At 72.6% G+C, this 25181-nt stretch carries 18 protein-coding genes and 1 pseudogene; 8 read left to right on the top strand and 11 right to left on the bottom strand.

Annotated features, from left to right (window positions below; genetic code table 11):
- From IM725_RS02935 to IM725_RS02915, 5 genes and pseudogenes are all read right to left on the bottom strand, one after another.
- Positions 1-262, bottom strand: a pseudogene (locus IM725_RS02935) (hypothetical protein); the annotation flags it as partial.
- Between the two features lie 140 nt (positions 263-402).
- A complete protein-coding gene (locus tag IM725_RS02930; RefSeq protein ID WP_193779073.1) occupies positions 403-765 on the bottom strand; it encodes a hypothetical protein in 363 nt (120 codons plus the stop codon).
- A 90-nt stretch (positions 766-855) separates the two neighbouring features.
- Entirely contained in the window at positions 856-1212 is a 357-nt protein-coding gene (locus IM725_RS02925) for an STAS/SEC14 domain-containing protein (protein ID WP_193779072.1), read from the bottom strand.
- Between the two features lie 180 nt (positions 1213-1392).
- On the bottom strand, positions 1393-2799 hold the full coding sequence (locus IM725_RS02920) for an NAD(P)-binding protein (protein ID WP_193779071.1): 1407 nt from the start codon (positions 2797-2799) through the stop codon (positions 1393-1395).
- Positions 2800-2909: 110 nt separating this feature from the next.
- Entirely contained in the window at positions 2910-3518 is a 609-nt protein-coding gene (locus IM725_RS02915) for a DUF938 domain-containing protein (protein ID WP_193779070.1), read from the bottom strand.
- Between the two features lie 207 nt (positions 3519-3725).
- On the opposite strand from IM725_RS02915, the gene IM725_RS02910 reads away from it, so the two are divergent.
- A complete protein-coding gene (locus IM725_RS02910) occupies positions 3726-4406 on the top strand; it encodes a response regulator (protein WP_193779069.1) in 681 nt (226 codons plus the stop codon).
- Here the strand turns inward: IM725_RS02910 and IM725_RS02905 are convergent, their stop codons facing one another.
- Entirely contained in the window at positions 4407-6734 is a 2328-nt protein-coding gene (locus IM725_RS02905; protein WP_193779068.1) for an outer membrane protein assembly factor BamB family protein, read from the bottom strand.
- Between the two features lie 140 nt (positions 6735-6874).
- On the opposite strand from IM725_RS02905, the gene IM725_RS02900 reads away from it, so the two are divergent.
- The 3 genes from IM725_RS02900 (at position 6875) to IM725_RS02890 (ending at position 13163) form a co-directional block, all read left to right on the top strand.
- Entirely contained in the window at positions 6875-11815 is a 4941-nt protein-coding gene (locus tag IM725_RS02900) for an AAA family ATPase (protein WP_193779067.1), read from the top strand.
- 111 nt (positions 11816-11926) lie between these two features.
- The gene (locus IM725_RS02895) at positions 11927-12757 is read left to right on the top strand and encodes a hypothetical protein (RefSeq protein WP_193779066.1); all 831 of its coding nucleotides are present in this window, start codon (positions 11927-11929) and stop codon (positions 12755-12757) included.
- A 7-nt stretch (positions 12758-12764) separates the two neighbouring features.
- The gene (locus tag IM725_RS02890; RefSeq protein WP_193779065.1) at positions 12765-13163 is read left to right on the top strand and encodes a hypothetical protein; all 399 of its coding nucleotides are present in this window, start codon (positions 12765-12767) and stop codon (positions 13161-13163) included.
- A gap of 50 nt (positions 13164-13213) precedes the next feature.
- On the opposite strand, the gene IM725_RS02885 is transcribed toward IM725_RS02890, so the two are convergent.
- The gene (locus tag IM725_RS02885; protein WP_193779064.1) at positions 13214-14440 is read right to left on the bottom strand and encodes an MBL fold metallo-hydrolase; all 1227 of its coding nucleotides are present in this window, start codon (positions 14438-14440) and stop codon (positions 13214-13216) included.
- A gap of 169 nt (positions 14441-14609) precedes the next feature.
- Here IM725_RS02885 and IM725_RS02880 point away from each other — a divergent pair, with 169 nt between their 5' ends.
- Positions 14610-16115: a lyase family protein gene (locus IM725_RS02880; protein ID WP_193779063.1), complete on the top strand. Its 1506-nt coding sequence runs from the start codon at positions 14610-14612 to the stop codon at positions 16113-16115.
- A gap of 28 nt (positions 16116-16143) precedes the next feature.
- Here the strand turns inward: IM725_RS02880 and IM725_RS02875 are convergent, their stop codons facing one another.
- The 4 genes from IM725_RS02875 to IM725_RS02860 form a co-directional block, all read right to left on the bottom strand.
- A complete protein-coding gene (locus tag IM725_RS02875; protein WP_193779062.1) occupies positions 16144-17490 on the bottom strand; it encodes a PQQ-dependent sugar dehydrogenase in 1347 nt (448 codons plus the stop codon).
- Positions 17491-17589: 99 nt separating this feature from the next.
- The gene (locus tag IM725_RS02870) at positions 17590-18168 is read right to left on the bottom strand and encodes a GAF domain-containing protein (RefSeq protein ID WP_193779061.1); all 579 of its coding nucleotides are present in this window, start codon (positions 18166-18168) and stop codon (positions 17590-17592) included.
- A 106-nt stretch (positions 18169-18274) separates the two neighbouring features.
- Positions 18275-19771 (bottom strand): nucleobase:cation symporter-2 family protein, encoded by a 1497-nt coding sequence (locus tag IM725_RS02865; protein ID WP_193779060.1) that lies wholly within the window; start codon positions 19769-19771, stop codon positions 18275-18277.
- 60 nt (positions 19772-19831) lie between these two features.
- Positions 19832-21067 (bottom strand): urate hydroxylase PuuD, encoded by a 1236-nt coding sequence (locus IM725_RS02860; protein WP_193779059.1) that lies wholly within the window; start codon positions 21065-21067, stop codon positions 19832-19834.
- 288 nt (positions 21068-21355) lie between these two features.
- On the opposite strand from IM725_RS02860, the gene IM725_RS02855 reads away from it, so the two are divergent.
- Genes IM725_RS02855 through IM725_RS02845 form a run of 3 tightly spaced genes read left to right on the top strand, consistent with a single transcriptional unit; the run spans position 21356 to position 25159 of the window.
- Positions 21356-22078 carry a GntR family transcriptional regulator gene (locus IM725_RS02855; RefSeq protein ID WP_193779058.1) on the top strand — a complete coding sequence of 241 codons (723 nt, stop codon included), beginning with the start codon at positions 21356-21358 and terminating at the stop codon, positions 22076-22078.
- 34 nt (positions 22079-22112) lie between these two features.
- Positions 22113-23900 (top strand): 2-oxo-4-hydroxy-4-carboxy-5-ureidoimidazoline decarboxylase, encoded by a 1788-nt coding sequence (uraD, locus tag IM725_RS02850; protein WP_193779057.1) that lies wholly within the window; start codon positions 22113-22115, stop codon positions 23898-23900.
- Positions 23897-25159, top strand: coding sequence for a M20/M25/M40 family metallo-hydrolase (locus IM725_RS02845; RefSeq protein WP_193779056.1), 1263 nt, complete (start codon positions 23897-23899; stop codon positions 25157-25159). Before uraD ends, IM725_RS02845 begins: the two co-directional genes overlap by 4 nt.
- The last annotated feature ends 22 nt before the right edge of the window (positions 25160-25181 follow it).

The following is a 25181-nucleotide window of genomic DNA, read 5'->3' as shown; positions in this document are numbered from 1 at the left end:
ATTCAGGCTGGGGCTGCGCCAGCATCGGCTTGTCTTGGACAGGGGTGCCGTCGGCAGGCGCAATGGCCGGCAGCGCGGACGCAGCCTGGACAGGCGTGGCGGCAGGCTGGTCATGGCTCTTCATCACCAGGGCAGCGCCGAGTGCGGAGGACACCACGGCGAGCACGCCCACCGTGATCCACAGGGCCTTGGGCGTGGCGGAGGTCGGGGCGCCCGGCTCGGTGCTCGAGGGCGTGGTGTGGGGAGAGAGGATGGTGGCCATGGATGCGTCCTTGTTGTTGAGCCTATTAGGCGTCAGCGAACCTGAACGGCAACCAAACGAAGCGGCTGAGGTTGTGACTGTTCGTATCCGTATCCGGGATTCGAGTCACGCACGCCTGAAGCCGGGCAGGCCGGACGTTTTCAGCGCGCGACAGACGCCTTGTCGAGCCAGGCGTTGGCCGCATCCAGCGTGTCGAAGTATTGCAGGGTGCCCCCTCGTGTCGCCGCTGCGCTCTGCGTGGCGGAGAAGCGCCTGGGGTCGCTGACCACCAGGCCCACGTACAAGCCGGTGAGCTGCTTGCCCGCCCATTGCCCCAAGGCGATCCGTTCGGCTTCCGTGAAGGTGGGTGCGACGCTCGTGCAATCGACTAGGACCGTGCGCCAGCCTTCGCGGCCCGACACGTTGGCGATGAGGTCGATCAAGGTCACGAAGTCCTCGTAGACCGGCGCCCCGGTGCACACCACCAGCAGGTGCGAATGCCGCGACAAACCCATGCTGAACATTCAGTTCATCCCCAAAAAAACGGGCCACCGCATGCGACCTCATCCATGGAGGTTACCTCAGCCGGGCGGGCGTGCACCGGGAGAACGCCGCTAGGCGTGGATCCACGCCAGGGCCTCCCTTTTGCTGGAGAACAGGCGCAGATCCAAGCCCTGGCGTTGCGCCTCGTCGTGCACCACGTTGGAAATCTTGTGTGCCTGCACGACCAGCGCGACCTTGTGCATCCGTGCCAGATGGTGCGCCATCAGGGCCCCCACGGCCTGGCGCTCGGGGACGCCCAGGTAGCCCAGAAGCGGCGTCAGATCCATCAGCAGGCGCGGTGGGCCGGCATGGGCCTGCAAGCTGCGATCCAGGTCTTCCAGCACGCTCGCCCAGGCCTCCACGGACACCAGTCCCTCGAGGCGCGCGGTGGGGCAGCCTTCGCTCGTTCCCAGTTCGAACTTGAGCATGGCACCATCGTATCCGCAGCAGGTGTTCTCACCGCCATCATTCCTGCGAGACGGTACCGGCCCCGGGTCGATCGAATCGCCTTGCGTGCCGCTCGCCCATCATGCGCACGGCGAGGCCTAGGCGCGAAGCTGGGCTGCGCCGCCGGCACGCGCAGGGTTTCATCACGTGATGGTGCCGCTTCAGGCGGCCGCGGCGAGCCGCTGCAGGTTCGCCAGCGCGGCGGGCAGGGCGTCCCGGATGGCGCCCAGCACGCGCATCTTGTCCGGCTCGTCCGGCCTGACCGCGGCGACCAGCTTGCGGAAGCCATCGAGCCGGCTGGCGACCAGCCACTCGCGCAGCCGCTCGTCCCGGCTCCAGGCGCCCTCGTTGCGCAGGTTGGCCAGCAGCGTGCGCGGATACGCGCCCGGCCCATCGGGAAAGGGCACCGGCTGGCACAGCGCGTTCTTGCGCTCGTCGTCGCCGCCCAGCGCCTCGATGTGGGCGATGAAGGCGGCACTGAAGCTCGGCAGCGGTGCCCGTACCAGTTGCGGCACGATCAGCCCGGGCTGGAACACGGGAACCAGGGGCCTGGGCTCCACGGCGGAGGCAGTGCAGTCGATGTGCAGCGTGCCGGGCGGCAGCTCGCGCAGGCCGCCCGCCAGCCGCAGGCCGCCGGGCTCCACGGCCTGCACGTGGCCCAGGCGCACGGTGTCGGTGATGCGCCGCAGCAGGTCGACCTCGCCTTGCGAGATGGTCGCGAAGTGGAACATGCGCGGCGTCACCTCGGGCGCAATCCTGAACATGTTGCCCGCGCGTTCGAGCCGCAGGAACAGGTCGTCGGCGGACGACGCGTCGGCACAGGCGCGCATCAGCGTGGCCTGGCCGCCGATCGCATCGTGGAAGAAGGCCATGCCCGGCTGCGTGGTGCGACGGTTCATCAGCCAGGAGTCCCGCGGCATCACCCAGGTGATTCGATCGGCCGGAACGCCCGCACCGAGCAGCCAGACGCCCACGTCCATGGCCGTCTTGCCGGCCCCCAGGATCGCGAAATGCCGCGGCCACTCGCCCTGCGCCAGCCCGAGTTGCGCCAGCTCCCGGGGCTGGGCGATTCGGACCCCGGGCGCGACCTCGAACTTGCGGCGGTGGGTGGCCGGAATGCTGGGCGCCTGGTAGCGCGCATCCACGACGCGGCGGCGCACCTCGATGTCGAAGGCCTCGCCCGTCAGCACGGAGCGCAGCCTGTGGCCGCCCAGGTGCTCGGTCATGGGCAGGTAGTGCACGCGGCCGCTGGCCAGCAGCTTCTGGCGCAGCACGGTGTCGAAATAGCTGACGACCTCGACCCCGGACGCGAGTTCGAACAGGCCCGCGTTGGGGCCCTGCGTGTCCAGCGTGCCGCGGCCCAGGGGCGTCGAGTTCACGCCGTAGAAGGCCGAGGGCTGGTGCAGGGCCACGAAGGGGTAGGCGTCGTTCCAGTGGCCGCCGGGGCGGCCGCGCAGGTCCGCGATCGTGACGGTCAGGTCGCTCGTCTCGGCGATCAGCGTGTCGGCGAAGGCCAGGCCGGTGGCGCCGCCGCCGACGACCAGGTAGTCCGTGGAGGGGGGATGCATCAGGTCTCCGGGCGTGGGGCGCGCCGGCAACCGCCAGCCCGCAAGCCTGCGATCGTCGTTGCCTGCGGGCGCCTCGTCAATGCGTGCCCCGCCCCCACGCGGCGGCGCGCTCAGGTCGCCCTGAACACCAGCAGCAGGTTGTTGGCTGGCATCTCCAGCCGTTGCGCCAGCGTGAGCCCGGCGGCGCGGGCCTCGCCGCAGACGGCTTCCAGGCGGCGCACGCCCCAGCGCGGGTCGCGGGCCCGCAGGCTCTCGTCGAAGGCGAGGTTGCCGGGCGCCGGCGCGGCGCCGTACTCGAAGTAGGGCCCGTAGGTGATGAGCACGCCGCCGGGCGCCAGCAGCGGCGCCGCGCCCCGCATCAGCGCCGCGCAGGCGTCCCAGGGCGCGATATGCAGCATGTTTGCGCAGAAGATCGCATCGAATTCCCGCGCCAAGGGTGGCCAGGGCCGCGACGTCACGTCGAGCTGCAGCGGTGGGCGCACGTTGCCCAGGCCCGCCTGCGCGGCGCGTGCGGCGATGGCGGGCAGCAGGCCGGGGTCGGCGTCCGAGGGCTGCCATGTCCAGCCCGGCATCGAGGCCGCGAACCAGGCGGTGTGCTGTCCCGTTCCGGCTGCGATTTCCAGGGCGGTTCCGCGTTCGCCCAGGACCTGCTGCAGGCGCTCGAGGATCGCCGCCTTGTTGCGGTCGGCGGCGGGGCTGTGCGGAAGTTGGGTTGGCATGCGTGCGGCGGCCAGGCCCAGGAATGCTGGCGGATCGGCTGGCCGCGCAGCTTACACCGCGTCGTGTTCACCGGACGGCGGGGCGTGCGCTTGCAGGCGCGGTGCAGCGTCGGGGGCTGGGCCCGTGGCGGCCGCTGTCCCGTCCATGGGGGACAGTCGCGAGACGCCAAGCTGCCAGAATCAAGGGCCAGCAATTAGGGGATCGCCATGACCGTCAGCGTGCTTGTCGTCGAAGATGAACCGGCCTTCCTGCAGCGCTTTTCGCAGGCCGTGCTCGGCGAGCCGCAGCTGCGCCTGGTGGGGGCCGTCTCCAGCGTGGCCGCTGGCAAGGCGCTGATCGCGGCCGAACGGCCCGACGTGGTGCTCACCGACCTGGGCCTGCCCGACGGCAGCGGCATCGAGATCATCCGCCACGCCATGGCCTGCCGCCCGGACTGCGACGTGCTGGTGGTGACCATGTTCGGCGACGACGCGCACGTCACCGACAGCATCGCTGCCGGTGCGACCGGCTACCTCATGAAGGACGCGCTGCCCGCCAGCGTCGCTGCCGCGGTGCTGGACGTGCGGGCCGGCGGCGCCCCCATCAGCCCCGGCATTGCCCGGCGCGTGCTGCAACGCTTCCGCGACAACGCGCTGCAAACCGGCGCGGGCACGCCGGCGGCCACGGGATCTCCTGCCGCCGCCGCGCCCGCGGACAGCCCGCTCACCGAGCGGGAGACCGAAATCCTGCGCCTGGTGGCCAAGGGCCTGAACTTCGCCGACGTGGGCGGCGTGCTGGGCATCTCCGCGCACACGGTGGTGACGCACGTCAAGCGCATCTACCGCAAGCTCGCCGTGCACTCGCGCGGTGAAGCGGTGTACGAGGCCCAGGTGCTGGGCCTGCTCTGATCAGTTGCCGAAGCGCGCGGGCACGGGCACGCCGTCGGCCACCACCCACACCTGGCACGCTTTGGACCAGGGCCCGTCCATGCCCGCGGGGCGGGACAGCCGCAGCAGGACCTGGCCGGACACCGTGACACGCCCGGTGGCCCTGGCGTAGTCCATGGTGACGGGCTCGCCGTGCTCGTCCTGCACCACCAGCGCCAACTGCACGGGCGACAAGCGCACGTCGGGCCCGCAGTGCACGACCATGTCCCCGGACGCCGCGTCCAGCGTCCAGTGCAGGCCGGGCAGGGCCGGTCCCTGGGCCGGCCAGGTGCCGATCTCGCCACTGCCGAACACCTCGATCGGGTGCTGGTCGTCGCCCATGCCCAGCGCCTCCAGCATGGGGCCGTAGAAGTGCACGCCCGAGGGGGCGTAGGCGATGCGCAGCACCGGGCTCGCGCTGGGCGTGCCGTCCGCGTCGAACCAGCAGGTCAGCGCGAAGCTGTGCATGTGCGTGGCAAAGCCGTTCAACGCCGAATACACGCCCTGGCCGCGCAGCTGCAGCGTGCCGGTGGCGGCGTCCCAGCGGCCCCGCATCGGGAAGCGCACCCCGGTCGCGATGTCGGGTGAGCCGTCGGGCAGCCAGCCCGTGCACAGGTAGAGCCACTCGCCGGACTTCAGCGCGCACACCCGCGTGATGCCGTACACCAGCGTCTCGAAGCCGATCTGGTTGTAGCTGGGCAGCAGGGCCGGCAGCGACATCGCGATGCGCTGGAACCACAGCATCGCAGGCGGCTCCCGCCCTGCCACCGAGGTTCGCAGGATGGGAATCTCGCAGGCGGTGGTGAAGGCCGGCCCCGCGACGCCGCCGTGCATGCGCAGGCCCTCGCGTTCCGGCGAGTGCCGCCAGGTCACGTGCAGCTTGAGCGGCGCCACCTCGCCCGGCGTGCAGCCGGGGCCCTGTTCCACGATGACGTAGCGCCGGTCGCCCGAGATCCGCGCGTGCCAGTGGCTGGCCGGCCAGGCCTGCACCGTGTCGAGCAGGCCGATGGTGCGGGTGCTGCCGCTGCCGTCCGATTCGCGGGCGTCCAGCGTGAAGCACAGCGCCTCGCCCGGGCGGGCGTGGTGGGGCGGCTGGGCCGACACCACGCCCCAGGGGTCGGTGGGGTACAGGGCGGCGGACCAGCCGGCCGGCGCCGCGGGTTCCGCCTCCGGGGGCGCGGATGGGCCCGAGGCCACGCGCCAGGGCACCAGGTGCAGCGCGCCTTCCGAATCGCCGATCACCATGCCGCCCGGCGCAACGGCCGGCGAGGCATTGACCTGGCGCCTGGGCCCCGCCACCCCCAGCGGGTGCAGGGCCAGCGGCATGCCCTGGTCATCGAGCACCAGCATGCGGCCGTCGCCGGTCCCCAGCCAGATGCGATCGCCGGCCCCCACCGCCGGCGAGGACCTGAAGGGCTGGCGCAGCGGCATGTCGTAGCGCCAGGCCAGGGTGCCGTCCCCGGGCTCGACGGCGTAGACGCAGCCGTCGCAGCTGGCCTGCACCACCAGCCCGTTCGACAGGATCGCAGGGCTCGCGTACAGGTGGTCGCCGGTCGCGAACTTCCACAGGCGCTGGCCGGTGGCGGCGTCGAAGGCATGGAGGTAGCCGTCGAAGGAGCCCGCGAAGAGCCGGCCGCGGTCCCACGCCGGGCTCGCGACCACGCTGCCGTCCGTGGCGAAGGACCAGAGCGGCTGCCAGTCGGCCGAGAAGGCATAGACGTTGCGGGCCTGCGGGTCCAGCACCCGCATGGCGTTGTTGCCCATGAAGAGGCGCCCCGAGGCAGGGTCCACGCACGCGAGCGACCAGGTCTGGTCCTTCATGTCCACGGCATGCAGAAGCGGCGACCGCGAAGACACAGTTTCGGGGTCCAGAAAGTAAACACGAAAGTTGTCGTTGGGTGCGACGATGTTGCCTTTGGAATCAACTCCGAGGTGGCCTTCAAACCAGTTGATGAAGGCGCCCGGCTCCAGGGGCGCGCCGAACCACTTGGACGCCGGGCTGCCTGCCTTCCAGCGCCAGATGTAGCCGTCGCCGCAGGCCACGTAGAGGAAGCCCTTGTGCAGCAGCGGGGTCGTGTCGATCAGGGCCCGGGTGTCGTGAATGACCTCGCCCTGGCCGTGCGGCGCGATCCTGGAGAGCCGGCCCGAGGCGTCGCCCGAGTACACGTTCCCTGCGGCATCGACCACCGCCGAATTGAAGATGCCCCGTGCGGCCAGGCCCGGCCCTTCCTCGTGGCGCGGCTTGGCGGGGTAGGTCCAGCCCGGGATCGTGGTGGGCTTCAGGCCCTCAGGCGCGCGGCCCGTCTGCATCGCGTTGCCGCGAAAACGCGGCCAGGGATCCCCCGGGGACGACGCCATCGTGTTGACTCCTATCGCGGCATTTCCGCGGCGCTGACTATACTTGCGCGCACATCTAACGCACATACCGCAAAACCGGCCACGGCACCGACATGCTCCCGAACGCGTTGTCGAATCGATACGACGAGCTCGAGGGCCTGCGGCATGAGCACCGGCTCGTCGTGGCACGCGGCCGCCTGCGCGGCAAGCCCGTCATGCTGTGGCACCGCTTCGGCCTGGGCCATGAGGCGGCCGCGGCCAACCGCACCACCGCCGAACGCCTGAAGGCCGCGGGTGGCACCCACGCACCGCTGGAGTGGCACGAGGGTCCGTCCGGCATCACCTGGGCCCTGGCCCACGAAGACGGTGAGTTCCTCGACGACTGGCTGGAGAAATCCGGCCCCGTGGACCTGGCGGTCGCCTTGCGCCTGCTGCGGGACCTGGCCGAGTCGCTGGACGCGCTGCACCGTTCGCGCATCGCCCACCTGCGGCTGCGTCCCACCACCGTGCACGTGCGCGCTGGCGAACGGCTGCGTGCGGCGCTGTTCAACGCCGAAGCCGTGCCCTTCGAGGTCGCCGCCGCCACCCGCCACGGCGGCGAGGGCGACGATCCGCGGCACACCGCGCCGGAACTCACGGGCCGCACCGCCAGCCAGCCCGATGCGCGCACCGACCTGTACCTGCTGGGCCTGCTGGCCTACCGCCTGCTGGCCGGCCGGCTGCCCTTCGAGGCCAGCGACCCGCTGGGCTGGCTGCACGCGCACCTGGCCCTGCAACCGGAGGACCTGCGCGCCCAGCGCCGGGACATGCCGGCGGCCGTGGCCGAACTGGTGGCCGCCATGCTGGCCAAATCGCCGCTGCAGCGCCCCGCGTCCGCGCGTGCCGTGGCCGAGGAGCTCGCGCACTGCATCGCCGCGCTGGAGCAGCGGCAACCCTCGCAGGTGCCGGCGCCCGTCGCGTCCCGCGCGCGGTTCGCGCTGCCGCGGCTGGTGGTCGGCCGCGAGCGCGAACGCGCGCAACTCGACCAGGCGCTCGCGCGCGTGCAGTCGGGCCGTGTCGAACTGGTGGTGCTGCAGGGCCCCTCGGGCATCGGCAAGAGCAGCCTGGCGCTGGAGTTCCTGCAGCGGGCCCGCGGCCAGGGCGTGCTGACGGCGCTGGCCAAGTGCGAGCAGCACGGCTCGCAGCGCCCCTACCCCGCACTGGCCGGGCTGCTGGACAACCTGGCGCTGCAGCCGGACCTCGCGCGCGTGCCCATCGGGTCGGAGGCCGCCGCCCTGGGCGTGCTGTCCACGGCCCTGGCGCGGCGGCTGGGCATCGCGTCCCACCCCATCGAGCTGCCGCCCGAGCAGGCGCGCCAGCGCCTGCTGTCGGCCCTGGTGTCGCTGCTGCGCGAGTTGACGCGCGAGCAGGTGCTGGTGCTCTTCATCGACGACGTGCAGTGGAGCGAGGCCGCCACCCTGGCCATGGTCGCGGCCGCCGTCGCCGAGCGCGACCTGCGGCGCGTGCTGGTGGTGGCCGGCCTGCGCACCGATGCCCAGGCGCCCGCGGACCTGCTGGCCGCGTTCGCCGAACTGCCGCACACCACGCTGGACCTCGCCGCGCTCGAGGACGCCGACATCCGCCGCTGGATGGAGGCCGCGCTGCCCGCGGGCCTGGCCCATCCCGAGCCCATGCTGGCCTGGCTGACGCAGCGCAGCGGCGGCAACCCGCTGTTCCTCGGCCAGTTGCTCGCCACCCTGGTGGCCCAGGGCCAGCTCATGCCGCGCGACAGCGGCCGCTGGGTGCTGGAGACGCGGGGCGGCGCCACGCCGGCCCTGCCCGCCTCGGCCCTGGAGGCCGTCTCCAGCCGCCTGCGCACCTTGCCGGCGGAGCAGGCCGCCCTGCTGGGACTGGCCGCCGCGGCCGGGCGGCAGTTCAGCGCGCAGCTCCTGGCGAGCGCGACGGGCCGGCCGCTGGCGGCCCTCACCCCCGCGCTGGAGCGCGCGCAGGCCGAGGGCCTGGTCGAACCCGAGGGCGAGCACACGTGGCGCTTCGTGCACGACAGGCTGCAGCAGGCGGCCTATGAATCGGCCGATGCGGCGACCCGCCTCGACTGGCACCTGCGGCTGGGCCAGGCCTTGCGCGTGCAGGACACGGACGCGGCGTTGTTCGACAGCTGCAGGCACCTGGAGCAGGCCCTGTCCCTGCTGGACCCCGGCGCGCGGCGTGAGTTCGCGCTCGCGGCCCAGCGCGCGGCCGGCAAGGCGCACGCCTCGGCGGCCTTCGCCCAGCAGGCCCGCCTGCTGCGGACCGCGCTCACGGCGCTGGCGTCGGCCCTGCCGCTCTCGCCCGCCCAGCGACTCGCCCTGATGCACGAAGCGACCGACGCCTTCGTGCTCACGCAGGACTTCGAGGCCGCCGAGGCCTGCCTCGCCGAGGCCCGCCGCCTGGAGGCCGATCCGCTGGCGCGGGCCCGCGGCGACGAGCTGCGCATCCGCATGCTGGTCGCCCAGCAGCGGGCGCAGGAAGCGCTGCAGGCCGGCGTGGAGGCGCTGGGCCGGCTCGGGCTTCGGGTGAGCACCGAGCGCGCCACGCTGGACACCGTGCTGCAGCTGGTGCGCCTGCGGCTGCGCCTTCGCGGCCGCCCCGTGGCGGCGTGGATCGACGCGCCGGCCGCGACCGATCCCGCGCAGCTGCAGCTGCAGCGCCTCATCTTCGCCACCATCAGCGTGGCCCACACGCTGGCCTCGCCGCTCTACGCGGTGCTGGGCCTGGCCGGCACGCGGCTGGCCTTCGAGCGTGGCGTCACGCCCTGGTCCTGGCAGCCCATCTCGGTGGCCGGCCACGTGCTGTCGGGCGTGTTCGACGACATCGACACCGGCCACGCGCTGGGCGAACTCTCGGTGCGGCTGGGCGAACGCTTCGGCACGCACAGCCTGAGCTTCAACCACCTGTTCTACGTGATGCACTGGAAGGTGCCGATCGCGTCCACGCTGCCGCTGCTGCGCAACTGCTTCGAGCAGGCCGAGCGCAGCGGCAACCCGGAGATCGCCGGCTACGCCGCGGGCATGTTCGTCGGCGTCACCTGGAACGCCATGGGCTCGCTCTCGGCGCTGGACGACGCGCTGCACGAGGTGCGCCCGCTGGGCGAGCGCCACCGCAACGCCCTGGTGCTCGACTGCTGCGCCAGCTTCGACTGGCTGCTGGGGCTGCTGCGGGGCGGTGCGCCGCGCGCCCCGATCGAGCCGCTGCGCCGGCTGCGCAGCGAGGGCGATGCGTTGCCGCACGACGAGATCTTCGAGCTGGTGCACGACCAGCTCGCGGTGATGCTCAACGTGATGGCCGGCTTCTACGGCGACGACGTCGTCGCGCATGGCGAGCGCGTGCGGCGCAACCTGCACCGCATGGCCGGCAACTTCTCGACGCCGCTGCACCACTGGTTCGAGGCGCTGCTGCATGCCCAGCGCCTGCGCGAGCGGCCCGTGGGTGCCTCGCGGCGGCTGGTGCACAAGCACCTGCGCAAGCTGCGCGCCTGGGCGGCGCACTGCCCGGAGAACCACCTGCACCGCGTGGCCTCGCTGGAGGCGGAACTCGCCGCCCTGGCCGGCGATCCGGCGGCCTCGCGCCAGTACGGCCGGGCCGTCGAGCTGGCGCGTGCGCAGGGCTTCACCGGGGACGCGGCCATCGTCGCGCACCGCTGGGCGCGCCACTGTGCGCGCACCGGGGACCCGGCCGGCCTGCGCGACGCGCTGGAGCTGGCACACGGCCTGTATTCGCAGTGGGGCGCCACCTGCATGGTGCGGCAGATCGAGGAGGACATGCCCGGCTTCGCCCGCCCGCGCAGCGGGGCCCATGCGGTGCCGCTGGACACGCTGACGCTGGTGAAGGCCTCGCAATCCATCAGCGCGGAGCTGGAGATGGCGGCCGTGGCCGCGCGCCTGCTGCAGCAGGCGATGGAAAACGCGGGCGCGCGCTATGCCGCGCTGCTGCTGCACCTGGACGGCCAGCTCGTGCTCGCGGCCCAGCGCGCCGAGGCCGGGGCGCGGCAGGAGCCGCCCACGCCCGTGCCCCTCGCGCAGACGCTGCTGCCGGCCCCGCTGCTGCGGGCCGTGCAGCAGGGCGGCGAGGCCCTGGTGCTGGAGGATGCGTGCGCACCCCACCCCTGGGGCGCCTCGCCGCGCTGGCACGGCCGCGCCGGCGTCTCCGTGCTCTGCGTGCCCGTGGTGGCGGCGCGTGACGTGCTGGGCGTGCTGTACCTCGAGAACGAGCTGACGGCGGGCTGCTTCACGCCCGAGCGCACCACGCTGGCCGGCGTGCTGGCCGGGCAGGCGGCCATCGCCATCGCCAACGCGCGGCTGTTCTCGGAGCTGGGGGCCGCGCACGCCGGCCTGCGCCAGGCCAACACCCGGCTGGAGGAGCGGGTGGCCGAGCGCACGCGGGCCCTGGAAGAGAACCACGCCCGGCTGCGCCGGCTGGAGCGCCAGATCGCCGCCGACGAGGAGCGCCAGCGCATCATGCGCGACCTGCACGACGGCCTGGGCTCCCAGCTCTTCGTCACGCTGTCGCGCGTGGAGCGCGACGAGCTCGAGCGCGAGGACATCGCGAGCGCCCTGCGCGCCTGCATCGCCGACATGCGGCTGGTGCTGGAGGCCATGACGCCGGACGGCAACGACTTCCTCGCCGCCTGGGGCAGCTTCCGCTTCCGCTGGGAAGCGCAGCTGGCCCAGGCCGGGCTGGCTTCGCACTGGGCCGTGCGCGGCGCGGGCGACACGCTGGAGCTGCCCGCCGCGACGGCGCTGCAGGTGCTGCGCATCGCGCAGGAAGGCCTGGCCAACGTGATGAAGCACGCCAGGGCGAAGCGGGTCGAGGTCGGCATCGCGGTGGAGGACGGCGCGCTGTGCCTGGCCGTGCGCGACGACGGCGTGGGCCTGAAGGACGCGCCGGGCCCTGGCAGCCGGGGCTTGGACAACATGCGCGCGCGCGCGCGCCGCCTGGGCGCCACCCTCGCGATCGAGGCCGCGCACCCCGGCACCCGCCTCGCGCTCCAGCTGCCGCTGCCGCCGCGTCACGCATAGGCGGTGTGTCCCGCGCCCCACGGCGCGCGATCGCGGGATGGTGGGGGCCCGCCCCGCTTCCTACAGTTCGCTCCAACCGCCCCGGGGGGCGTTGGAGCAAGCATGCACGCCTTGTCGATATCCCTGTACGCCGCCGCGACACCCGCCCTGCTCGGCCGGGGCCTGGGCACCCTGGCGGCCGTCGCCATGGCGCTGGTGCTGCTGCGCAAGGGGGGCCACGTGCTGGCCGGGCTGGTGGCTGCCATCCCGGTGACCTCGGTCCCGGCCCTCGCCTGGCTGGGGCGGGACCATGGGGCCGCGTTCGCGGCCGCGGCCGCCCTCTCCGCGCTGTATGCGACGGGGCTCACCGCGCTGCACACGCTGTTCTACGCGCTGGCGGCGCGGCGCCATGGCCGTGCCCTGGCCCTGGGCGCCTCCACCGCCGGCACCCTCGCCGTCTGCGCCGGCACCCGCTTCCTCATGGGCGACGGCGTGGGGGTCCTGCTCTTCACGCTGGCCTGCTTCGCCATCGCCTACGCCGGAATGCCGCCGGTGCAGGCGCCGCCGGCGCACTCGCATGCGCGGGTGCGCGACATCTCCTTCAGCGCCGGCGTCTCGGGGCTGGTCTCGATGATCGCGACCCTGGCCTCGCGCGAGGCGCCCGCCCAGTGGTGCGGGCTGGTCGCCACCATCCCGGTCGTCGGCATCACCACCATGGTGCTGGTGCACGGTCGCTGGCCCCTGGCCAACCTGCGCGCCTTCCTGCGCTCGTATGTGCACGGGCTGGTGGCCAAGGCCTTCTTCCTGGGCACCCTGGCGGCCACCCTGGTGCCCCTGGGCCTGGTGGGCGGCTGGCTGTCGGCGCTGGTGGCGGGCGCGCTGCCGCTGCTGGCGCGCCAGTGCCTGGCGCAGCGCGAGGACCCGGCCCTGCTGCACGGCGTCACCGTGCCCACCCGCCTCTGAAGGCGCCATGGACGCGCTGCGCAAGCTCGTCATCGTCATCGCCGCCTGGGTCGTGGCCTGCGCGGCCGCGCTCGTGCTGCGCCAGCAGGACGCAGTCCTGGACGGCGCGCTCGATCTCTACGCGCAGGGTCGCTATGTCGCGGCCTACGCCCGCTTCGCCGCCGCGGCGGACCAGGGAAACCCCGAGGCGGCGCGGATGGCGCTACAGATGGTGCGCGAGGGCCGTGCGCGCTACGGGACCGAGTGGTGGGCCAGCCCCGCGCAGCGGGCGCACTGGGCACGACTGGCGGGCGTCAGCCTGTCCGCGTTCACCCCACCAACTCGTACAGCCCCCGCACCCCCCGTGCGGGAGGCTGCGGTGCCGGCCCCGCAGCCTGGAAGGCGGGGGCTTGCCGCACCGGGGTGAGTAAAGCGGCCGCCGGCGCCGCGCCGGCGGGTGAGCTCACGCGTGCGGGGTCAGCGCTGGCCCGCACGCTCCAGTTGCGCCAGCCGGTTGGCCCAGGGCGGCGGCGGCGCGAAGCCTTCGCCGCAGTCGTCGCCCATGCTGGTGGACGCGACCTCGTCCACCGCGTCCAGCAGGGCCTGCTTGAAGGGCTGGCGCTGCGCGAAGCCGAGCTTGCGCTTGACCTCGGCGTTGGCGTCCATGCGCACGCCGTCGCTGCCCAGCACGTACTTGTCGAAGTATTGCGTCTGCGGCATCAGCGCCACCTTCTGCGCCTGCAGGTAAGCCTGCAGCGCCTCGTCCTTGAACGGGTAGGGCAGGCCGGGCCAGAAGGGATTGAACAGGCCGTCCCAATGGTTGGGGATGTAGGTGCGCGGCTGGATCACCGGGACCACCATCTCCGCCACCGGCTTGCCGCCCGTGCCTATCCAGGCGTCCACCTGCGTCAGGCCGGCGTCTTTCATGGCGGCGGCCAGGTTGCCGATGGGCGAGCCGTAGTTCACGCCGTCGACGACGATGTCCTTGTCCAGGTCGAAGGCGCTGGAGGAGTTGTTGATGAAGAAGGAGAGCCGCTTCTCGCCCGGCCGGTCGATGGTGAAGAGGAAGGCGCGGTTGCCGCCGCCATTGGGGAAGTCCTCGCCGACACCGGCCCGGAAGCCGCCCGTCGCCGGGTCGGCCACGGGCGGGCGGTACAGCTCGCGGGCGAAGTGCTGGATCGGGTTGCTGGCGTCGCCGCTGTGGTTGAAGCGCACCACGCGCATCACCACGCCATCGCCCAGGTCGATCTTCTCGCCGCCGTTGACGCTGCGGCACTGGTCCTTGGGCACGCCTTGCGCCAGGGCCTGCAGGCAGGTGCTCGCGCCGCCCACCATCTTCGCGCCCGTGAGCTTGGCCCAGGCCGGCGAATCCCAGCTGTGGTCCCAGTGGCTGTGGCCCACCAGCAGCAGGTCCAGCTTGTCGGCGCCCAGCTCGGCGTCGCGCACCTTGCGGATCGCGTCCATATCGACCCCGGCCGGCGCCTTGGTGTAGGCGTACATGTCGTTGGGCAGGTCCGGCGGCGGGTAGAACAGGGAGGCGGGCAGGCGGCTGAAGTAGCCGTCCATCATGATGCGCTTGCCGCCAATGCGGATGTCCCAGTTGGCGATGGACATCCAGGTGAGCTCCACCGTGGGAGGCTCGGCCCGGGCGGGCGCGGCGACGGCCGTGCAGGCCAGCGCCAGGAGCAGTGAGGCGATCTTCATCGAAGAAAACTCCAGAACAGCTGTGGAGCGCCCAGCCTAGCCGGCCTGTCCCCGCCGATGATCAGCATTAACCCGGGTCGCCAGTGCGCTGGCGCCACTGCCCGCGTGGCGCACCTTCGCGCCGCGGCGCCGCCCGGGTAGCATGCGCAGCCCACCAAGGAGATCGTGCATGCGACAGTTCCTCCTCGCTCCCTGCATCGCCCTGGCCTGCGCGGCCCTGGCGCTGCCCGCGGCCGCCCAGGCGCCGGCGGCGGTCCACGACGAGTTCTTCTGGCTTTCGGAAATCAACAAGGCCTCCTGGCTCACCAACACCGACCAGGGACTGCTGGCGCCGGACGTCGCGCCGCGCGTGGCCGCCGCGCTGTCGCAGGTGATCGCGCAGGGCGACCAGCCCGGCGGCAAGCGGCCGGTCAACGTGATCACCTACGAGCCGCTGCTGATCCAGGCGGGTGGCCCCGAGGTGACCCTGCTGCATGCGGGGCGCTCCAGCCAGGACATGCTGGCCACCACGCGCGCCGCCATGCTGCGCGACGACATGCTGGGCCTGGCCGAGCAGCTCAACCGCACCACGCGCGACCTGGTGGAGATGGCCGCGAAGCAGCGCGACACCATCGTGCCCAACTACACCAACGGCGTGGCGGCGCAGCCCAACAGCCTGGGCCATGCCTTGCTGGGCCATGCGGCCGGGCTGGACCGCGACGCGCAGCGGCTGCGCGAGGCCTACGCCCGCATCGACCGCTCGCCCATGGGCACCACCGTGCTGAACGGCACCAGCTGGCCGCTGGACCGGGCCCGCATGGCCGCCTACCTCGGCTTCCCGGCGCTGGTCGAGAACGCCTTCGATGCCGCGCAGGTCTCGCCGGTGGACGCGGCCGTGGAGACCGGCGCGCTGGTCAGCTCGATCGGCCTGCACACGGGCGCCTTCGTGCAGGACCTCATGGTGCAGTACGCGGGCCCGCGCCCCTGGATCCTGCTGGCCGACCGGGGCGGCGCCACCTATGTCTCCAGCGCCATGCCGCAGAAGCACAACCCCGGCCTGCTCAACAGCACCCGGCGCGACGCGTCCACCGCGGTCGACCTGTCGCTGGGCCCGGTGATGCGCGCGCACAACCTGCCGCCCGGCATGTCGGACGCGAAGGAGGTGCGTGACGGGGTTGCCCTGGTGCGCAGCGGCGTCACGGCCCTGCAGGGCTGGCAGAAGATCCTGGACGCGATGGTGGTGGACCCGCAGCGTGCGCTGGACGCGCTGAACAGCGACTGGACGGCGTCGCAGGAGATCGCGGACACGCTGATGCGCAAGTGGGGCGTGCCCTTCCGCGTCGGCCACCATTTCGCCTCGGAACTGGTCGACTACGCGCGGGCCCACGACATCCGGCCGCCCGATTTCCCCTACGCGCAGGCGCGCCGCATCTACCGCGAGGCCCTGGCCCCTGCGCCCGGGGCCGAGCTGCCGATGAGCGAAGCCGAGTTCCGCGCCGCGCTGGACCCGGTCGCCATCGTGCGCGCGCGGGCCACCGCGGGCGGCCCGCAGCCGGCCGAGATGGACCGCATGCTGGCGGCGGCGCGCCAGCGCATCGCGGCGCAGGACGCGTGGATCGCGGCCGAGCGCCAGCGCATCGCCACCGCCCTGGCCACGCTGGACACGGCGTTCGCGCAGCGGGCGCCGCACCGCTGACGCGCGCGGCGGGCGGGCTGGCGCCGGGTCAGGAGCCCGGCGCCACCCGCCAGACCGCGTTGCCCACGTCGTCGGCCACCAGCAGGGCGCCGTGCGCGTCCAGGGCCACGCCCACCGGGCGGCCCCAGGCCTTGCCCTGCTGCGACACGAACCCGGTCAGGAAGGGCTGCGGCGGGCCGGCGGGCTTGCCGTCCTTGAAGGGCACGAAGACGACCTCATAGCCCGAGCGCGGCTCGCGGTTCCAGGACCCGTGCTCGCCCACGAAGGCGCCGTTCGCGAAGCCGCCCGGCAGGCGGCCGTCGGCGAAGGCCAGGCCCAGGGGCGCGACGTGCGAGCCCAGGCCGAAGTCGGGGGCGATGGCGCGCGCCACCTGCTGCGGGTTGGCCGGCTTCACGCGCGGGTCCACGTGCTGGCCCCAGTAGCTCCAGGGCCAGCCGTAGAAGGCCCCCTCCTTGATGGAGGTGAGGTAGTCGGGCACCAGGTCGTTGCCGAGTTCGTCGCGTTCGTTGGCCACCGCCCACAAGGCATGGCTCTGCGGTTCCCAGGCCATGGCGGTCGGGTTGCGCAGGCCGCTGGCGTACAGCCGCTTCTGGCCGGTGGCGATGTCCACGGCCCAGATCGCGGCACGCCCTTCCTCGGAGGCCATGCCGTTGTCGCCGATGTTGCTGTTGGAGCCCACGCTCGCGTAGAGCGTCTTGCCGTCGGCGCTGGCCACCAGGTTCTTGGTCCAGTGGTGGTTCGCGCCGGCGGGCAGGTCGGTGAGCTTGACCGGCTTCTCGGTGATCTGGGTCTCGCCCGCGTGGTAGGGCACCTTGACGATCGCGTCGGCGTCCGCGATGTAGAGCGTGTCGCCCACCAGCACCATGCCGAAGGGCGAGAACAGCCCGGTCATGAAGTCGGTGCGCAGCTCCGCCCGCCCGTCGCCGCGCGTGTCGCGCAGCAGCACGATCTTGTTCGGGCTGGGCACGCCGGCCCCGGCCTCGGCCTGCACGATCTTCATGCCGTGGCCGCGCAGGCCCTCGGCCATCTTGTCCTTCTGCCCGTCCAGGGGCGGCGGGCGGTTGCTCTCGGCCACCAGCACGTCGCCGTTGGGCAGGGTGTAGACGTTGCGCGGATGGTCCAGCCCGGTGGCCAGTGCCGTGACGTGGAAGCCGGCCGCTGCGGTGGGCATGCCCCCGGTGGGCCAGCCTTCGGCCCGGGCGATGTTCACGCGCGGGATGAAACCGTCCTCCTGCGGCGCCGGCAGCGCCGGCTGGGGGCCCACGCCCACCGGCCAGGTGGCGGCCTGCTGCGCCAGGGCGACGGTGCAGAGCGTGAACGATGCTGCTGCGATGAAGGCCGCACGGCGGCCGGGGGAGCTTGTATTCTTTTTCATGGGGCGAGTGTGGGGACTGCGGCAGCGCGGCCCTGTCGGACGGAAACGCCCGCTGGCGACCGGCAATTGCCGTGGCAGGAGCATGGCTGGAGCCCGCGCTCAGCGGCGCGGCGCCAGCCCGTCCTTGGGTTCCAGCGTCAGCTCCGCGCCAACGCCGGACTTGTGCAGGTCTTCGGCCAGCAATTGCGCGGCGATCTGCAGGCGCCGCAGGTCCAGCTCGCTCACCCCGTCCACCACGTCCTGGCTCAGGCAGCACAGGGTGCCGTAGACCTCGCCGTTCTTGAGCGTGATGGGCGTGCTCATGTAGGTGCCGATGTCCATGCCCGGGTCGGGCAGCACGCCCGCCTCGACCTGGGGCTTCGCGTCGCGCAGGAACTGCGGCATGCGGCCCTCGACCACGTGCTTGCACCAGGTCTCCTCCGCCGGGTCCGACTGGCCCGCCACCACGCGAGTCACGTGCGCTGCGCTGTCCACCACCTTGAAGCTGCGCCGGCCGTCCTGGAGTTGCGAGACGAAGACCACGTCCATCTTCAGGTGCCGGCGCAGGATGCCCAGCGCATCGGCCACGCCAGGGTGGGCCAGCGGGTCGGCCGTGTCATGGGTGGCGACGATCATCTCCGCGACACGGACGTCGATGTCGTCGGGGTCGTAGTCGAGGAAATGCGGCAGGGCGGTCATGCAGGGCTCCGTGGGATGCAGCCAGCGTAGCGCCGCGGCCCGCCCTGCGCAAACGCGGGGGCTTGGCCGGCCGGGCCGGAACGCCCCGGGCCGGCCGGCCTGCTCGTCAGTGCGCCTGTGCGGCGCGTGCGGCGCCCACGGCGGCCGCACGGTCTTCCCGCGCGCCGTTGAAGAAGAGGTTCAGGGCCACCGCGGCCAGCGAGGTCAGCAGGATGCCGGACTCCAGCAGCGGGTGCAGCGCATGCGGCATCTGCTGGAACCAGCGCGGCGCCACCAGCGGGATCAGGCCGAAGCCGATAGACAGGGCGACGATGTAGAGGTTGTGCCGGTTGCCGAAGTCCACGCCCGACAGGATGCGGATGCCGGTCGCGGCCACCATGCCGAACATGACCAGGCCCGCACCGCCGAGCACGAACTGCGGGATGGACTCGACCAGCGCGCCCATCTTGGGCACCAGGCCCAGCACCAGCATGATCAGGCCGGCGGCCACGCAGACCCAGCGGCTGCGCACACCGGTCACACCCACCAGCCCGACGTTCTGCGAGAAGCTGGTGTAGGGGAAGGTGTTGAAGAGCCCGCCGATCAGCGTGCCCAGGCCGTCGGTGCGCAGCCCGGCCGCCAGCGCCGGCGCGTCCAGCGGCTTGCCGGTCATGTCGGAGAGCGCGAGGAACATGCCGGTGGACTCGATCATCACCACCAGCATCACCAGGCTCATGGTGAGGATCATCACCGGGTCGAAGGTCGGCAGGCCGAAGGCGAAGGGCGTGACCAGGTCGAACCAGGCGGCCTTGCCGACCTTCTCGAAGCCCATCTTGCCCAGGCCGGCCGCCACCGCGCAGCCCACCACGATGCCCAGCAGCACCGACACGTTGGCCAGGAAGCCCTTGGCGTACTTCACCAGCAGCAGGATGAAGACCAGCACCGCCGCGGCGATGGCCAGGTTGTCCAGCGCACCGTAGCCCGGGTTGTCGACCATGGGGATGGGGCCGGCGAGCTTGATTGCCGCGGCGCTCGCGCCGGGCGCGGCCGGCACGGCGGCGGCGGCGGCCGCCTTGGCCGCGTCCACCATGGCCACCAGCCTGGGCACGTCCACGCTCTGCGCCATGGGCGCGGGGCCGCCCGTGGCCCAGCCCACGCCCACCCGCATCAGGCTGATGCCGATGATGGCAATGATGGTGCCCGTCACCACGGGCGGAAAGAAACGCAACAGCCGGCTGACCAGGGGCGCGATGAGCATGGAGACCACGCCCGCGCCCATGATCGCGCCGAACAGGGCGCGCGCGCCGTCCACGCCGGGCATCGCATTGGCGAACGAGACCATGGGCCCGACGGCGGCGAAGGTGACCCCCATCATCACCGGCAGCCGGATGCCGAACCAGCGTGTCACGCCCAGGCTCTGCACCAGCGTGACGAGGCCGCAGCAGAACAGGTCGGCGCTGATCAGCATCGCCACCTGCGCCGGCGTGAGCTTGAGCGCGCGGCCCACGATCAGCGGCACCGCGATCGCGCCCGCGTACATCACCAGCACGTGCTGCAGGCCCAGCGCGGCCAGACGCCCCGCGGGAAGCTTTTCGTCCACCGGGTGGACTTCGGGGGATGCCATGACGTTCTCCTCAGGTTGCGAAGGCGCCGCACGCGCGACGCCAGGGAAACGGCGGCCTGCTCAGTGCAGGGCCGCGCCAGCCTCGTACCAGCGGCGGATCAGCTCGCGTTCGTCGTCCGTGATCCCGGTGGCGTTGTTCATGGGCATGAGCTTGAGCACGACGGCCTGCTGGTAGACGGCTTGCGAGTTCCGTGCCAGCAGCTCGGGCGTGTGAAGTTCAATACCCTTGTTGGCGACCTGCGCGTTGTGGCAGGGCACGCAGCGCTGCGTGACCACGCCCTGCACGGCGGCGAAGCGGACGGGGACCTCGGCGCCGGCCGGGGAGGTGCCGGCGAGCTGTGGCGCGGCCGTTGCGCGTGGCGGCGGGGCCAGCCAGACGCAGAACACCACCAGGAAGGCCGTGCCCAGCGCCGCGTGGCGCCAGGAGGCGGGCCGGCCCTGGGCGTGGGCGCGGTGACGCGCCACGAAGCTGTGGCGCACCAGCGCGCTGGCACCCATCAGCAGCACCAGCGCGGCCCAGGCATGCGGCGCCTGGTAGATCCAGCCGTAGTGGTTGGAGATCATCGCCACCAGCACCGGCAGCGTGAAGTAGGTGTTGTGCACGCTGCGCTGCTTGCCGCGCCGGCCGTGGACCGGGTCGGGCTGCTGGCCCGCGCGCAGGGCGGCCACCACCTTGCGCTGGCCGGGGATGATCCACACGAACACGTTGGCGCTCATGGCCGTCGCCATCATCGCCCCCACCAGCAGGAAGGCCGCGCGCCCGGCGAAGAGCTGGCAGGCCAGCCAGGCCGCCGCCACCACCAGCGCGGCCACGCAGGCGCCCACCACCGCATCGCCGCGCGGGCCCTGGCCGAGCGTGCGGCAGATCGTGTCGTACAGCAGCCAGAACGCCACCAGGAAGCCGAGCGCGCTGGCCACGGCGGCCGCCGGGGTCCAGTCGAACACCGCCCGGTCGATGAGGAAGTTGCGCGCGTTGAACAGGTACAGCACGGTGAACAGCGCGAAGCCGCTCAGCCAGGTGGAATAGCTTTCCCAGTAGGACCAGTGCAGCCGGGCGGGCAGCGGCAGCCAGCGCGGCGCCACCATGTACTTGTTCGAGTGGTAGAAGCCGCCGCCGTGCACCGCCCACATCTCGCCGTCCACGCCCTTGTCCTGCAGGTCGCGGTGCGAGGGCGGGGTGAGGCTGTTGTCCAGCATCACGAAGTAGAACGAGGCGCCTATCCAGGCGATGGCGGTGATGACGTGCAGCCAGCGCAGGAAGAAGCCGGCAAGGTCCAGAAGGTAAGAGGCGTCCATGGCCGTGTCGCGTGCGAGGAAAGGCGCAGGCCCGGCCTGCGGTTTCCTCACCACGGCGGGCACTGTGAGGCGACAGCGTCGCGATGACCGTGCGTGCAGCCCCGGGAGGTCTGCGGCCGGACGGACCCGCTGCGACCTCGAAAGTGTATACACCTTGCGGCGCGCAAGCCTCAGGGTTTGTGCCCATCGGCGTCCCGCCCTGCGATTTCTGCAGCGCGATCCAGGCGGGCGTTGTCTTGGCGCTGCGATAATTAGTGTATACACTTCGGATTCCATTTCGACCCGCCCATGGCCAGAACCCGCGCTCCCCGGCTCAAGCTCGTCCCCGCGGCACCGCGCGCCGCGGCAGCGTCGGGCGCGACCGCGCAGATCGTGGAGAGCATCACCACGGCCATCGTGGAGCGGCGCCTCATGCCCGGCACCCGGCTGGTCGAGCAGCAGATCGCGGACGTGTTCGCGGTGTCGCGCACCATCGTGCGGCAGGCGCTGAACCAGCTCAGCCGGGACCGGCTGGTGACGCTGGCGCCCGCGCGCGGCGCCTTCGTGGCCACCCCCAGCGTCGAGGAGGCGCGCGAGGTGTTCGAGGTCCGGCGCCTGTTGGAGACGGGCATGGTGCGCGAACTCTGTGCCCGCATCACCGAGGCGCAGCTGGCCCAGCTGCGCCAGCACCTGCAGGGCGAGCGCCAGGCCGTCGCGCGCGCCGACGTGCCGGGCCGCACGCGGCTGCTGGCCGATTTCCACGTGCTGCTGGCGCGCATGCTGGGCAACGAGGTGCTGGCGAGCCTGCTGGCCGACCTGCTCAGCCGCTCGCAGCTGATCTCGCTCATGTACCAGTCCTCGCACTCGGCCACCCATTCGCAGGCGGAGCACGCGGCCATCGTCGATGCCCTGGCGCGCCGCGACGCCCGGGCCGCCGTGCGGCTGCTGGAGCAGCACCTGCGCAGCGTGGAGCAGAACCTGCAGCTGGATCCCCGCCCCGACCTCGCCGCCGTCCTGCGGCCCACGCACTGAACCGCCCCATCGCACCGCCACGCCAAGCCGCACCATGACCGACACGCTCACCCTCGCCGAACTGAACCAGGCCAGCCCGGCGCGCTTCATCCAGTTGCTGGACGGCCTCTACGAACATTCGCCCTGGGTGGCCGAGGCGGCGTGGGCGGCGCGCCCCTTCGCCACCCTGGCCAGCCTGAAGCGCGCGCTCGCCGTGGCCGTTCGCGAGGCCGGCCGCGACCGCCAGCTGGCCCTGCTGCGAGCCCACCCCGAGCTCGCCGGCAAGGCCATGGTGGCGCGCACGCTGACGGCCGAGTCCAGCGGCGAGCAGGACCGCGCCGGGCTCACCGCCTGCACGCCGCAGGAGTTCGAGCAGCTGCAGCGCCTGAATGCCGACTACAACGCCCGCTTCGGCTTTCCCTTCATCCTGGCCGTGCGCGGGCCGCGTGGCGAGGGCCTGTCGCGGGCCGAGATCATCGCCACCTTTGCCCGCCGGCTGGACAACCACCCGGATTTCGAGTTCGCCGAGGCCCTGCGCAACGTGCACCGCATCGCCGAGGTCCGCCTGGTCGAAAAGACCGGGGAGCGGCCCGAGGCCGGCAACCAGGTCTGGGACTGGGCCGAGGCCCTGGCCGTGCACTCGGACCCCGGGTTCGCCGAGGCGGGGCAGCTCACCGTCACCTACCTCACCGACGCGCACCGCGCCTGCGCGCGCACGCTGGCCGGGTGGATGAAGGAGGCGTGCGGCTTCGACGAGGTGCGCACCGACGCCGTCGGCAACGTGGTGGGCGTCTACCACGCGAGCGATCCCGGTGCGCGGCGGCTGCTGACCGGCTCGCACTTCGACACCGTGCGCAACGGCGGCAAGTACGACGGCCGGCTCGGCATCCTGGTGCCCATGGCCTGCGTGCAGGCCCTGTCGCGCGCGGGCCGCCGCCTGCCCTTCGGCATCGAAGTGGTGGCCTTCGCGGAAGAGGAAGGGCAGCGCTACAAGGCGACCTTCCTGGGTTCGGGCGCGCTGGTGGGCGACTTCAACCCAGCCTGGCTGGCCCAGCAGGACGCGGCCGGCGTGACCCTGCGCAGCGCGATGGAGCAGGCCGGCCTCGTCATCGAGGACATCCCCGCGGTGCGGCGCGACGCGGCCCGCTACCTGGGCTTCGTCGAGGTGCACATCGAGCAGGGGCCGGTGCTCAACGCGCTGGACCTGCCGCTGGGCGTGGTCACCTCCATCAACGGGAGCCTGCGCTACGTGGGCGAGTTCATCGGCATGGCCAGCCACGCCGGCACCACGCCCATGGGCCAGCGCAGCGACGCGGCCCTGGGCGCGGCCGAGCTGGCGCTGTACGCGGAGCGCCGTGCTGCCGCGCAGCCCGACGTGGTCGCCACCATGGGCATCCTGGAGGTGCCCTCGGGCTCCATCAACGTGGTGCCGGGGCGCTGTCGTTTCAGCCTGGACGTGCGGGCCACCACCGACGCCGCGCGCGATGCCTGCGCCCGCGACATCCTCGCCGAGCTGGACCGCATCTGCGAGCGGCGCGGCCTGCGCCACCGGCTGGAGGAGACGCTGCGCGCCGCTGCCGCGCCCAGCGACCCGGCCTGGCAGGCCCGCTGGGAGAACGCCGTGCAGGCCCTGGGGCTGCCGGTGTTCCGCATGCCCAGCGGCGCGGGCCACGACGCCATGAAGCTGCACGAAATCATGCCGCAGGCCATGCTGTTCGTGCGCGGCCTGAACGCGGGCATCAGCCACAACCCGCTGGAATCCATCACCGCCGACGACGCGCAGCTGGCCGTCGCCGCCTTCGAGCACCTGCTCGCGCAGCTTGCCCAGGACACCCCCGCATGACCGCTCCCGCCGCGCAAGACGCCTACGATTTCCTGGACCGCTGGATCGACCAGCACTTCGACGACGAGCTGCGCTTCGTGCAGCAGCTGGTGCGCGTGCCCACCGACACGCCGCCCGGCAACAACGCGCCGCACGCGGACACGGCGGCTGCGCTGCTGGAGGCCATGGGCCTGCCGGTGGAGCGCCACGCCGTGCCGGCGGCCGAGGTCCAGGCCGCTGGCATGGTGTCCATCACCAACCTCATCGTGCGCAACCCTTTCGGTCCGCCCGGCCCGGTGGTGGCGCTGAACGCGCATGGCGACGTGGTCCCCCCCGGCGAGGGCTGGACGCACGATCCCTACGGCGCCGAGGTCGACGGCGGCGCCCTGTACGGCCGCGCCACGGCGGTGTCCAAGGGCGACTTCGGCACCTACACCTTCGCGCTGCGCGCGCTCAATGCCCTGGCCGCGGCCCGGCCCGGCCGGCTGCGCGGTGGGGTGGAGCTGCACTTCACCTACGACGAGGAGTTCGGCGGCGAACTGGGCCCGGGCTGGCTGCTGCGCCAGGGGCTCACCCGGCCGGACCTGCTCATCGCCGCCGGCTTCAGCTACCAGGTGGTGAACGCGCACAACGGCTGCCTGCAGATGGAAGTGACGCTGCACGGCACCGCCTCGCATGCGGCCTACCCGGACACGGGGGTGGACGCGTTGCAGGCGGCCAACCGCGTGCTCACGGCGATCTACGCGCACAACGACGGCGTGCTGCGCCAGCGCCGCTCGCAGGTCGCGGGCATCACGCACCCCTACCTCAACGTGGGCCGCATCGAGGGCGGCAGCAACACCAACGTGGTGCCCGGCAAGGTGGTGCTGAAGATCGACCGCCGGATGATCCCCGAGGAGGACGCAGAGGTGGTGGAGGCCGAGGTTCGCGCCCTGCTCGCCGGGGCGTTGCGCGACAGCCCCGGCATCCGCCTGGAGATCCGCCGCCTGCTGCTGGCCCAGTCGCTCAAGCCCCTGCCCGGCAACGAGGCGCTGGTGGCCGGGCTGCAGCGGCATGCCAAGGCCGTCTTCGGCGAGGACATCCCGGTCTGCGGCACGCCGCTGTACACCGACGTGCGGCTCTACAGCGCGCAGGGCGTACCGGCCGTGCTCTACGGCGCCGGCCCCCGCACGGTGCTGGAATCGAACGCCAAGCGCGCCGACGAGCACCTGCAGCTGGAGGACCTGCGCCGCGCAACCCGGGTGGTGGCCCGCACGCTGCTGGACGTGCTGGGCGGCTGAACCCTCCAGGCCCTCGGGGCAC

This window comes from Ramlibacter aquaticus, from assembly GCF_015159745.1.
In the GTDB taxonomy this organism is placed as follows: Bacteria; Pseudomonadota; Gammaproteobacteria; order Burkholderiales; family Burkholderiaceae_C; genus Ramlibacter; species Ramlibacter aquaticus.
This window is presented reverse-complemented; position numbering and strand designations above follow the sequence as displayed.

Bases quoted from the DNA above. Each gene is read 5' to 3' on its own strand.
- IM725_RS02875 (WP_193779062.1), bottom strand. From the start codon at position 17,490: ATGAAAAAGAATACAAGCTCCCCCGGCCGCCGTGCGGCCTTCATCGCA.
- IM725_RS02860 (WP_193779059.1), bottom strand. From the start codon at position 21,067: ATGGACGCCTCTTACCTTCTGGACCTTGCCGGCTTCTTCCTGCGCTGG.
- IM725_RS02890 (WP_193779065.1), top strand. From the start codon at position 12,765: ATGGACGCGCTGCGCAAGCTCGTCATCGTCATCGCCGCCTGGGTCGTG.
- IM725_RS02855 (WP_193779058.1), top strand. From the start codon at position 21,356: ATGGCCAGAACCCGCGCTCCCCGGCTCAAGCTCGTCCCCGCGGCACCG.
- IM725_RS02845 (WP_193779056.1), top strand. From the start codon at position 23,897: ATGACCGCTCCCGCCGCGCAAGACGCCTACGATTTCCTGGACCGCTGG.
- IM725_RS02915 (WP_193779070.1), bottom strand. From the start codon at position 3,518: ATGCCAACCCAACTTCCGCACAGCCCCGCCGCCGACCGCAACAAGGCG.
- IM725_RS02920 (WP_193779071.1), bottom strand. From the start codon at position 2,799: ATGCATCCCCCCTCCACGGACTACCTGGTCGTCGGCGGCGGCGCCACC.
- IM725_RS02900 (WP_193779067.1), top strand. From the start codon at position 6,875: ATGCTCCCGAACGCGTTGTCGAATCGATACGACGAGCTCGAGGGCCTG.
- IM725_RS02865 (WP_193779060.1), bottom strand. From the start codon at position 19,771: ATGGCATCCCCCGAAGTCCACCCGGTGGACGAAAAGCTTCCCGCGGGG.
- IM725_RS02880 (WP_193779063.1), top strand. From the start codon at position 14,610: ATGCGACAGTTCCTCCTCGCTCCCTGCATCGCCCTGGCCTGCGCGGCC.
- IM725_RS02925 (WP_193779072.1), bottom strand. From the start codon at position 1,212: ATGCTCAAGTTCGAACTGGGAACGAGCGAAGGCTGCCCCACCGCGCGC.
- IM725_RS02930 (WP_193779073.1), bottom strand. From the start codon at position 765: ATGTTCAGCATGGGTTTGTCGCGGCATTCGCACCTGCTGGTGGTGTGC.
- IM725_RS02910 (WP_193779069.1), top strand. From the start codon at position 3,726: ATGACCGTCAGCGTGCTTGTCGTCGAAGATGAACCGGCCTTCCTGCAG.
- uraD (WP_193779057.1), top strand. From the start codon at position 22,113: ATGACCGACACGCTCACCCTCGCCGAACTGAACCAGGCCAGCCCGGCG.
- IM725_RS02885 (WP_193779064.1), bottom strand. From the start codon at position 14,440: ATGAAGATCGCCTCACTGCTCCTGGCGCTGGCCTGCACGGCCGTCGCC.
- IM725_RS02870 (WP_193779061.1), bottom strand. From the start codon at position 18,168: ATGACCGCCCTGCCGCATTTCCTCGACTACGACCCCGACGACATCGAC.
- IM725_RS02905 (WP_193779068.1), bottom strand. From the start codon at position 6,734: ATGCAGACGGGCCGCGCGCCTGAGGGCCTGAAGCCCACCACGATCCCG.